At 71.9% G+C, this 10,898-nt stretch carries 5 protein-coding genes and 1 riboswitch; of the genes, 3 read left to right on the top strand and 2 right to left on the bottom strand.

The window, feature by feature from the left end; all coding sequences use genetic code 11:
- The first annotated feature begins 277 nt into the window (after positions 1 to 277).
- Positions 278 to 360, top strand: a riboswitch (cobalamin riboswitch).
- Positions 361 to 413: 53 nt separating this feature from the next.
- Positions 414 to 4,022: a cobaltochelatase subunit CobN gene (cobN, locus tag ACGFYQ_RS28645; RefSeq protein ID WP_393748782.1), complete on the top strand. Its 3,609-nt coding sequence runs from the start codon at positions 414 to 416 to the stop codon at positions 4,020 to 4,022.
- A gap of 113 nt (positions 4,023 to 4,135) precedes the next feature.
- Here cobN and ACGFYQ_RS28650 read toward each other — a convergent pair whose 3' ends face one another.
- Positions 4,136 to 4,357, bottom strand: coding sequence for a hypothetical protein (locus ACGFYQ_RS28650; protein ID WP_376677372.1), 222 nt, complete (start codon positions 4,355 to 4,357; stop codon positions 4,136 to 4,138).
- Positions 4,358 to 4,743: 386 nt separating this feature from the next.
- Between ACGFYQ_RS28650 and ACGFYQ_RS28655 the strand changes: the two genes are divergently transcribed.
- Positions 4,744 to 6,750: an ABC transporter ATP-binding protein gene (locus ACGFYQ_RS28655; protein WP_393748785.1), complete on the top strand. Its 2,007-nt coding sequence runs from the start codon at positions 4,744 to 4,746 to the stop codon at positions 6,748 to 6,750.
- A 111-nt stretch (positions 6,751 to 6,861) separates the two neighbouring features.
- Complete coding sequence (locus ACGFYQ_RS28660; RefSeq protein ID WP_393748787.1) at positions 6,862 to 9,078, top strand: germacradienol/geosmin synthase; 2,217 nt, start codon at positions 6,862 to 6,864, stop codon at positions 9,076 to 9,078.
- A gap of 81 nt (positions 9,079 to 9,159) precedes the next feature.
- Here ACGFYQ_RS28660 and ACGFYQ_RS28665 read toward each other — a convergent pair whose 3' ends face one another.
- The gene (locus tag ACGFYQ_RS28665; protein WP_393748789.1) at positions 9,160 to 10,395 is read right to left on the bottom strand and encodes a YncE family protein; all 1,236 of its coding nucleotides are present in this window, start codon (positions 10,393 to 10,395) and stop codon (positions 9,160 to 9,162) included.
- Positions 10,396 to 10,898: the final 503 nt, after the last annotated feature.

Consider the following 10,898-nt stretch of genomic DNA (forward strand, 5'->3'; position numbering starts at 1 on the left):
TTTTTTTTGGTGTGCTGTCCCTTTGGGGGGGGGGGGGGGGGGGGGGGGGGGGGGGCCCCCCCCCCCGCAACGGCGCCGCACCCGACCACCCGCCCCCAGCCAGCGCAGCGTCACCGCAGAGCCCCGGCAACTGCGCCGCACCCGAACCACCCCGCCCAAGCCAGCGCAGCGCAACGGCCGCACCCGACCACCCCCGCTCCCGGCCAGGGCAAAGGCCCTCTAGGATGACCCCCGGCGGAGCCACACGGCCCCGCCATCGCCGAGGACGGCGACATGGGAGGAAGCCCGGTGAGATTCCGGCGCGGTCCCGCCACTGTGAACCCCGCGGAGCGACACGGCCGAAGGGTGAGTCAGGAACTCCCGCCGTCCTCACTGCCCGGGGCGCGGAAACCCCGAGGAAGGCCTGCCGCCGCATGATCCTGCTGCTGTCGACGTCCGACACCGATCTGCTCAGCGCCCGCGCCGCGGACGGCCCCGTCCCGTACCGGTTCGCGAACCCCTCCCGCCTTCCCCTCGACGACCTCCCGGGCCTCCTCGACGGCGTCGAACTGGTCGTCGTGCGCCTCCTCGGCGGCCTCCGCGCCTGGCAGGACGGCCTCGACCTCCTCCTGGCCCCCGGCCAGACCCGCCCGGTCGTGGTCCTGACCGGCGAACAGGCCCCGGACGCCCAGCTGATGGAGGCCTCCACGGTCCCGATCGGCATCGCGGCCGAGGCCCACGGCTACCTCGCGCACGGCGGCCCCGCCAACCTCGACCAGCTGGCCCGCTTCCTCTCGGACACGGTCCTCCTCACCGGCCACGGCTTCGAGCCGCCCGCCGCCTCCCCCACGTGGGGCCCCCTGGAGCGCACCGCCCGGCAGACCACCGGCCCCCGCGTCGCCGTGCTCTACTACCGCGCCCACCAGATGAGCGGCAACACCGCCTTCGTGCACACCCTGTGCGAGGCCATCGAGGCCAAGGACGCGCAGGCGCTCCCGCTCTACGTCTCCTCCCTCCGCACCCCGGAGCCGGAGCTGCTGGCCGAGCTGGAGGGGGTCGACGCCGTCGTCACCACCGTCCTCGCGGCCGGCGGCACCCGCCCCGCCACCGCCTCGGCGGGCGGGGACGACGAGTCCTGGGATGCGGGCGCGCTCGCGGCGCTCGGCGTGCCGATCCTCCAGGCGCTGTGCCTGACGGGTTCGCGCAGCAACTGGGAGGAGAACGACGAGGGCCTGTCCCCCCTCGACGCCGCCACCCAGGTCGCCGTGCCCGAGTTCGACGGCCGACTGATCACCGTCCCGTTCTCCTTCAAGGAGCTCGACGAGGACGGCCTGCCCGCCTACGTGGCCGACCCCGAGCGCGCCGCCCGGGTCGCGGGGATCGCCGTACGCCACGCCCGTCTCCGCCACATCGAGCGCCGCGACAAGAAGATCGCCCTCGTCCTCTCCGCGTACCCCACCAAGCACTCCCGCATCGGCAACGCGGTCGGCCTGGACACCCCGGCCAGCGCCGTGGAGCTGCTGCGCACCCTGATCGCGGGCGGCTACGACTTCGGTCCCGCCGACGGCATCCCCGGCCTGGTCTCGGGTGACGGCGACGAGCTGATCCGGGCCCTGATCGAGGCCGGCGGCCACGACCAGGACTGGCTCACCGAGGAGCAGTTGGCCCGTAACCCGGTCCGCATCCCGGCCGCCGACTACAAGCGCTGGTTCGCCGAACTCCCGGCCGAGCTGCGGGGCAGCGTCGAGGAACACTGGGGCGAGGCCCCGGGCAACATGTTCGTCGACAAGTCCGCCAACCCCGAGGGCGACATCGTCCTGGCGGCCCTGCGCCGCGGGAACCTCCTCATCCTCATCCAGCCGCCGCGCGGCTTCGGCGAGAACCCGATCGCGATCTACCACGACCCGGACCTGCCGCCGTCGCACCATTACCTGGCCGCGTACCGCTGGATCCAGGCGCGTGCGGAGGACGGCGGGTTCGGCGCCGACGCGATGATCCACCTGGGCAAGCACGGCAACCTGGAGTGGCTGCCGGGCAAGAACGCCGGCCTGTCGGCGGCCTGCGCCCCGGACGCCGCCCTCGGCGACCTGCCGCTCGTCTACCCGTTCCTGGTCAACGACCCGGGCGAGGGCACCCAGGCCAAGCGCCGCGTGCACGCCACCCTGGTCGACCACCTGGTGCCGCCGATGGCGCGCGCTGAGTCGTACGGGGACATCGCGCGCCTGGAGCAGCACCTGGACGAGTACGCCCAGATCTCGGCGATGGACCCGGCGAAGCTCCCGGCCATCCGCGCGCAGATCTGGACCCTGATCCAGGCCGCGAAGCTCGACCACGACCTCGGCCTCGAGGAGCGCCCGGACGACGACGGCTTCGACGACTTCCTGCTGCACGTCGACGGCTGGCTGTGCGAGGTCAAGGACGCCCAGATCCGTGACGGTCTGCACGTGCTGGGCGGTGCCCCGACGGGCGCGGCCCGGGTGAACCTGGTCCTCGCGATCCTGCGGGCCCGGCAGATCTGGGGCGGTACGACGGCCCTTCCGGGCCTGCGCGAGGCGCTGGGCCTGGACGAGTCGGCGGCCACCCGCACCTCGGCGGACGCCGTGGAGGAGCAGGCCCGCGCGCTGGTCCAGGCGATGGAGGACGCGGACTGGGACCCGTCGGCGGTGGCTGCGGTCGCGTCGGCGCATTCCGCGGACGTCACGGCGGTACTGGACTTCGCCGCCCGGGAGGTCGTCCCGCGGCTGGCCGGCACCACGGACGAGATCTCCCACGTGGTCGCCGCCCTGGACGGCCGGTTCGTCCCGGCCGGCCCGTCCGGCTCTCCGCTCCGCGGCCTGGTCAACGTCCTCCCGACGGGCCGCAACTTCTATTCGGTGGACCCGAAGGCCGTCCCCTCCCGCCTCGCGTGGGAGACGGGCCAGGCCCTCGCCGAGTCCCTGCTGACCCGCTACCGCACGGACAACGGCGAGTGGCCCGCCTCCGTCGGCCTGTCCCTGTGGGGCACCAGCGCGATGCGCACCTCGGGCGACGACGTGGCGGAAGCCCTGTCCCTGCTGGGCGTCCGCCCGGTCTGGGACGAGGCCTCCCGTCGCGTGACGGGCCTGGAGGCGATCCCGCTCGCGGAACTGGGCCGCCCCCGCATCGACGTGACGCTGCGCATCTCGGGCTTCTTCCGCGACGCGTTCCCGCACGTCATCGGCCTCCTCGACGACGCGGTCCGGCTGGCGGCCTCGCTCGACGAGCCGGCGGACCAGAACTTCGTCCGGGCCCACGCCCAGGCGGACCTGGCCGAGCACGGTGACGAACGCCGGGCCACGACCCGTATCTTCGGCTCGCGCCCGGGCACGTACGGCGCGGGCATCCTCCAGCTGATCGACTCGCGCGACTGGCGTACGGACGCCGACCTCGCGGAGGTCTACACGGTGTGGGGCGGGTACGCGTACGGCCGCGGTCTGGAAGGCCGGCCCGCCCGCGCCGAGATGGAGACCGCCTACAAGCGGATCACCGTCGCCGCCAAGAACACGGACACCCGCGAGCACGACATCGCGGACTCGGACGACTACTTCCAGTACCACGGCGGCATGGTGGCCACCGTCCGCGCGCTGCGCGGCACGGCCCCCGAGGCGTACATCGGCGACTCCACCCGCCCGGAGACGGTCAAGACCCGCACCCTGGTCGAGGAGACCTCGCGCGTCTTCCGCGCCCGCGTGGTCAACCCCAAGTGGATCGAGGCGATGCGCCGCCACGGCTACAAGGGCGCCTTCGAACTCGCGGCGACGGTGGACTACCTCTTCGGCTACGACGCCACGACGGGCGTGGTCGCGGACTGGATGTACGACAAGCTCACCGAGACGTACGTCCTGGACCCGGAGAACCGCGCCTTCCTGGAGGAGGCCAACCCCTGGGCCCTGCACGGCATCGCGGAACGCCTCCTGGAGGCCGAGTCCCGCGGCATGTGGGAGAAGCCGGACCCGCAGATCCTCGAATCCCTCCGCCAGGTCTACCTGGACACGGAGGGCAACCTGGAGGGCGAAGCGGAGTAGTCGGTCCGCACCCCGGTATCCACGCACAAGGCCGTCCTCCTCCCCCTTCCAGCGGGTGAGGAGGACGGCCTTTCCCGGCCCGCCCGGACCGCGGGCCGCAGGCCGTCGGCCGGCTACGCCTTGACGGTCTGGTTCAACGCGACGAGCGCCTGCGCCCACCGCACGTACTTCAGCTGCCCGAAGTCGGCGACGGTCTTGACCCCGAACGCCTCGTGCAACAGCTCGCCGTCCTTGTCGGTGACGCCCTTGAGCGCCGCCACGGGCGCCGCGAGCACCTCGGAAAGGGGCTTGTCGGCCCACGCCTTGTCGAGCACCTTGTCCAGATCGATCGCCATGAGTGTCCCTCCCGGAACGCCGGAATCGCATACACGGGCAAACTTAACCTAATCAGACAATCATCCCGCCCATCGACACTCCAGGGCACTCCAGGGCACACCTCGGCACTCCACGGCATTCGACCGACGCAATCCCTCGAAGGGGGTCATCCCCACCTCCGAGTGGTTCGAACGCCGCGTCACGACCCAGCCCCCGGCCGCCCCTTGGGATCCCCGGCCACACCGGAACTCTGTACGAACCTTCGCTCCCCGCGCCCCGTGACGCCGCTCTGAACAGCCACGTTCTTCCGGCTGTCAGTACGCAGCCGCGGCACCTCGGGAGGAATCTTGCGATCCGTGCACGTTCATGTGGCGTTCGACCCGGCACCGGGCGGGGGTGGCCGCGCATGAGGCTCCTCAAGCGGCCCGCGCCCGCCGAGCCCGCCGTCTCCGAGAGTGAGCGCCGGCTCTTCGGCGGCCCCCTGCGCTACGACGCCGGCTGGGCCAACCACGACTACGCCCGGCTGGAGAGCCGGCTCCTGACCACCCTGCGCTCCATGCCCCGGATGGCCGGCGGGACGCTCCGGCTCGCCTGGGAGACCGACCGGCGCGCCCTGCTCACCGTCGCCTTCGCCGAGGCCGGGCAGGGGATCACCTCCGCCGTCGGGCTGCTCGTCCTCAGCGTGGTGCTCCGTACGCTGCTCGGCGCGGGCAGTGCCGCCGACCGGCTGCACGCCGCCTTGCCCGCCCTGGCCGCGGGCGCGCTGGTCGCCGTACTGGGCGCCGTACTGGCCTCGCGGTCGACGGCGGCCGCCGGGCGGCTGGAGCCCAAGGTGGAGCGGGCCGCGCACGTGCAGTACCTGCGGGCCGCCGTCGAGGTGGAGCTCGAAGCCATCGAGGACGGGGAGTTCCGGCGGCTGCTCGACAGCGCCCAGTGGGGGCCGCCCTCGGCCCGCCGGACCGTGGGAGCCTGCGTGGCCACCCTCGGCGGGCTGATCTCCCTGATCGCCACCGCCGGGGTGCTCACCGTGCTGCACCCGCTGCTGCTGCCCATGCTGCTGCTGATCGCCGCCCCGCGCGGCTGGGGCGCGATGCGGGTGGCCCAGCGCCGCTACCTCTCCGTGATCACCTGGGTGGAGCACGCCCGCGCCGCGCGGCTCATCGGCCAGCTGCTGATCTCCCGTACGTCGGCCCCCGAGGTACGGGTGCACGGAGTCGGGCACTACCTCCTCGGCCACTACCGCAACATGGCCGAGCACGCCGAGGGCGAGGCCACCCGCCTCGCCCGGGACAAGGCGGCCACCGAACTGCTCGCCGCCGCGCTCTCCGGTGTCGCGGCCCTCGTCACCTACGCGGCGATGGGCGTGCTCATCGTCTCCGGCCGGATGGACCTCGCGGTCGCCGGCACCGCCGTGATCGCGGTGCGCACCGGCTCGGCGAGCCTGGGCGCGCTCGTCGCCACCACCAACACCCTGCACGAGGAATCCCTGTACGTACGGGACATGGAGCGGTTCGTCGCCGAGGCGGGCCGCCGCGCGATCCCGCCCGGCGGGCTCCCGCTGGCGGAGCGGCTCGGGACGCTCCGGCTCGTCGACGTGGGCTTCAGCTACCCGGACCGGGACGAGCCCGCCCTGACCGGCGTCTCCCTCACCATCGAGGCGGGCAGGGTCGCCGCCCTGGTCGGCGAGAACGGCTCCGGCAAGAGCACCCTCGTCAAACTCCTCGCCGGCCTGCACCTGCCCGACTCCGGATCTCTGACCTGGGACGGGGTGGAGGTGCGGGACGCCGACCGGGAGCAGGTCTTCGACCGGGTCGCCCTGCTCACCCAGGACTTCGAGCGCTGGCCGGTGACCGCCCGTACCAACATCGCCATCGGCAGGCCGGCCGCCGAGGGCCCGGACGGGTCCGTGGACCAGGCGGCGGAGGTGGTCGCCGCCGCCCGGTACACGGGCGCCGACCGGGTCGTGGAGAAGCTTCCGCACGGCTACGAGACCCTGCTCGCCCGGGTGTTCAGGGGGGCTTCGGAGCTGTCCGGCGGGCAGTGGCAGAAATTCGGCCTGGCCCGTACCCGCTTCCGCGACGCCCGCGTCCTCGTCGTGGACGAGCCCACCTCCGCGCTCGACCCGGAGGCGGAGATCGCCGCCTTCGACAGCATCCGCGGCCTGGCCGGTCCACAGCGGGCCGTCGTCCTCGTCTCGCACCGGATGTCGGGTGTCCGGTTCGCCGACGTCATCTACGTCCTGCACGAGGGCCGGCTCGTCGAACAGGGCAGCCACGACGAGCTGTTGGCGCTGGGCGGCCGCTACGCCACCATGTTCCGGATCCAGGCCGCCCAGTACGGCGACCAGCCCGCGCAGGGCGTCTCTATCCCGTGCCAGGCGTCGGCGGCGCAGAACGACGCGTCCGTCACCTGAAGCGGTGAACTCCCCCTTATCCCACGGGCACCAGGGGTAGGGCACTGCTGATGTCGTGCGGGGGCCGGGCCCACCGGCCCCCGCACTCATGGACGAAAGGCCGGCCCCGCCGTGACGCAGCCGTTCCGACTGCCGGATTTCTATGTGCCTTATCCGGCGCGACTGAACCCCCACCTGGAGGACGCGAGGGTCCACACCAAGCAATGGGCGCGCGCGTTCGGGATGCTGGAAGGTTCCGGCGTCTGGGAGGAGAGCGACCTCGACTCCCACGACTACGCGCTGCTCTGCTCGTACACGCACCCCGACTGCGACAGCGGGGCGCTGTCCCTGGTCACCGACTGGTACGTCTGGGTCTTCTTCTTCGACGACCACTTCCTGGAGACGTACAAGCGCTCGCAGGACCGCGACGGCGCCAAGGAGTACCTCGACAAGCTCGCCGCCTTCATGCCGATGGACCTGGCCGACGGCTTCCCCGAGCCCACCAACCCGGTGGAGGCGGGGCTCGCGGACCTGTGGAAGCGGACCGTACCGGCCATGTCCGCGGACTGGCGGGAACGATTCGCCGAATCCACGAGGAACCTCCTCAACGAGTCGATGTGGGAACTCGCCAACATCAACCTCGGGCGCGTGGCGAACCCCCTCGAATACATCGAGATGCGCCGCAAGGTGGGCGGCGCCCCCTGGTCGGCCGGTCTGATCGAGTACGTCTCCGCCGAGGTCCCGGCGCGCGTGGCGCACGCGCGCGCACTCGGCGTGCTGCGCGACGCCTTCTCCGACGCCGTGCACATCAGGAACGACATCTTCTCCTACGAACGCGAGGTCGCCGACGAGGGCGAACTGTCCAACGCCGTCCTGGTGTTGGAGACCTTCCTCGGCTGCACCACCCAGGAGGCCGCCGAGGCCTCCAACGACCTGCTCACCTCCCGCCTCCAGCAGTTCGAGCAGACCGCGCTGGCCGAGCTCCCCCAGCTCTTCGCCGACCACGCCATGGACCCGGCGGAGATCGCGGCCGTCCTCGCCTACGCCAAGGGCCTCCAGGACTGGCAGTCCGGCGGCCACGAATGGCACATGGTCTCCAGCCGCTACATGAACAAGGGGGCCCGGGCCACCGCCCCGCTCACCCTGCCCTTCCTCCCGTCCGGGCTCGGCACCACGGCGCTCGACCTCCGGTCCGTGTTCACGCAGCGCTCGCTGGAGATGCGCCGGCGGTCCTTCACCCACGTCCCGTTCGAGCGCACCGGCCCGTCCGTGATCCCGGACGTCTACATGCCGTTCGCCCTCTCCCTCAGCCCGCACCTGGACCACGCGCGCGAGGGATCCGTCGCCTGGGCCCGGCGGATGGGCCTGCTGGACCCGCAGCCGGGCGACCCCGGATCCGCCATCTGGAACGAACAGAAGCTGCGCGGCTACGACTTCGCGCTCTGCTCGGCCGGCATCGACCCCGACGCCACGCCCGAGGCACTGCTGCTCAACGCCTGCTGGCTGACCTGGGGGACGTACGGGGACGACTACTACCCGGTGGTGTTCGCCCAGGCCAAGAACCTGGCCGCCGCCAAGGCGACCACGGCCCGGCTGGTGTCGATGATCCCGGTCGACCACGCCGATCAGCCCGTGCCCGGCACGGCGATGGAACGTTCCCTCGCCGACCTGTGGGTGCGCACCAGCCGGGACATGACCCCGGCCGTCCGCACCGAGTTCCGGGCCACGCTCGTCAGCATGCTGGAGAGCTGGGTGTGGGAGGCGGAGAACCAGATCCTGAACCGCGTCCCCGACCCGGTGGACTACGCGGAGATGCGCCGGCACACCTTCGGCTCGCACCTCACGATGTACCTGTGTCGGCTCGGCCAGGCGGGGCGGGGCATTCCCGACGAGATCTATGCCTCCGGGACCATCCGGTCCCTGGAGAACGCGGCCGCCGACACCGCCTGCATGCTCAACGACATCTTCTCGTACCAGAAGGAGGTGGAGGTCGAGGGCGAGGTGCACAACTACGTGCTCGTCACCCGGAACTTCTTCGACATCGGATACCCGGAGGCCCTGCACATCTGCCATGCGCTGATGACGCAGCGCACCGAGGAGTTCGAGCACATCGTCGCCGACCAGCTGCCGCTGCTCTACGACGACTGGAAGCTGGACGCCGACGCCCGGGCCGGGCTCGACGCGTACGTCGGCGAGCTCCAGGACTGGCTCGCGGGGATCCTCAACTGGCACCAGAAGTGCCGCCGTTACCGTGAGGAGGACCTCCACGGGCTGCCCGACACACTGTCCGCCCAGGTCTGGGGCCCGGGCTTCGGGATGGCAGCGGCCCGCATCTCGCTGCCCTCCTGACCTCTGTACCTCTGCCTCTGCCCGACGGCCTGGGCGGTCCGCTCGCCCGCCCCGGCCGCCCCAGCCGGCCCGTCGTCGCGGCTACCGGGCGGCGGGCCCGGTCCAGCCCGCCGGGACGTGCCCGAGCCTGACCCGCTGCGGGTGGTCGCCGACGGGGACGGAGACCCGCTTGGCTCCGGTGGCGAAGTCGATGGCCGTGACCCGGTCGGAGCCGCTCTCGGAGATCACGCAGGCCGTGCCGTCGCCGTCGACGGTGGCCCAGTACGGCTTGTCGGCGGGTACGAGCGGACCCTCGGCGAGGGTGGCCCGGTCCACGACGGTCGCGTAGTCGTCCATGGTGCCCGCGATGCAGAGCTTGGACCCGTCCGGGCTCATGGACATGCCGTGGTGGCGGGAGTCGTTGACCCACTTGGTGCGGTCGGTGGGGGTGGCGGGGTTCTCGGGGAGGGTCTTGAGGCGGGTGATCCGGTCGGTGGCCACGTCGTACTCCAGGAAGCCGTTGAAGAACGACACCTGGAAGTAGAGCTTCGACTCGTCGGGGCTGAAGGAGACGGGGCGTACCGCGTCGGACAGGTCCGGGCGGCCGAAGGCGTCCAGCCGCTCCCGCATGTCGATCACGCGGACGGTGCGGAAGGTCTGCGCATCGACCACGGTGATCTTCCGGTCACCCTTCGTCCAGTCCAGCCAGGACGCGTCGAGGGCGGAGGTCACGTCCCCGATGGAGCTGTTCCACAGGAAGCGGCCGTCTCCGGTGAAGGTGTTCTCGTGGGGCTTGTCGCCGGTGCTGAAGGAGCCGACCTGCCGGCCGGTGGCGATGTCGAGGACGTGCACGGTGTTGGCGGTGGAGGCCGATACCGCGACCCGGGTGCCGTCCGGCGAGACGGCCATGTGGTCGGCGCGGTAACCGGACACGGGGAACCGCCAGTTGATCCGCCCCGTCCGTACGTCGACCGAGACGACGTCGGCGAAGCTGGGCCGGGAGGCGACGACGGCCGAGCCGTCGGGAGTGGTGTACAAGTCGTCCACGAACTGGTCGTGACCCTCCCCCGCCGTGGCGCGGATCCCCAGGAAGAAGCCGAGCTTCACGGGGTTGAGGTAGATCTCCCGGAGCCGTTCCTCCTTGTCAGGGATCACGTTGATCCGGCCGACCTTGGCGAGATCGCCGGTGGAGGCGAGGACGTCGGCGGTCCCCTCCCAGTTGTTCCCGACGAAGAGCACCTCGCGCAGGCCGTCCCCGGGCGCGGCCGCCGCCGGCGCGAAGGAGGTCAGCAGGGTGGCCGCGGCCAGCGCGGCCAGGGTGTGGAGGGTACGTGACATCCGTTCAACTCCGGTGTGGGGAAGGGATGGAAAGAGAGTGCCTCCTGTTACCGGTCGGTAAAATAGACGGAACGAGAAAAGGGCGCAACCGTTCCTAGCCAGTGTGCGTGATTGGGTCTTGGACCCACCGGTGCGTACTGGGCGCATCCCGAACGGTTTTGGATGCACTGGGTCCCCACGTTCTCTTCCCGCTCGGCGGCACGTCTCCAGGGGCATGGTCCGTTGCGGGTGGGCGGTTTCCGTCACACCTACGGGTGTCTCGTCCGGCCTGGGCGGTCCGATGCCCGTAACGATCGCTCTGGTCGTTACCGGGCGGTGCCGTCCGTCGCCGGATCGGGTGTCCGAGGGCGCGTCGCCCGATCGCGATACCGGCGGCATCATGTCGGGACATCTTTCGGCGGGGGGGGGGGGGGGGGGGGGGGCCCGGGGGGGGGGGGGGGGGGGGCCCCCCCCCCGGCCCTGGGTGGGAGGAAACCCCCGCCACGAGCCCACAACGGTGTTGG

The sequence above is a fragment of the Streptomyces sp. NPDC048258 genome (genome assembly GCF_043201995.1).
GTDB lineage: Bacteria > Actinomycetota > Actinomycetes > Streptomycetales > Streptomycetaceae > Streptomyces.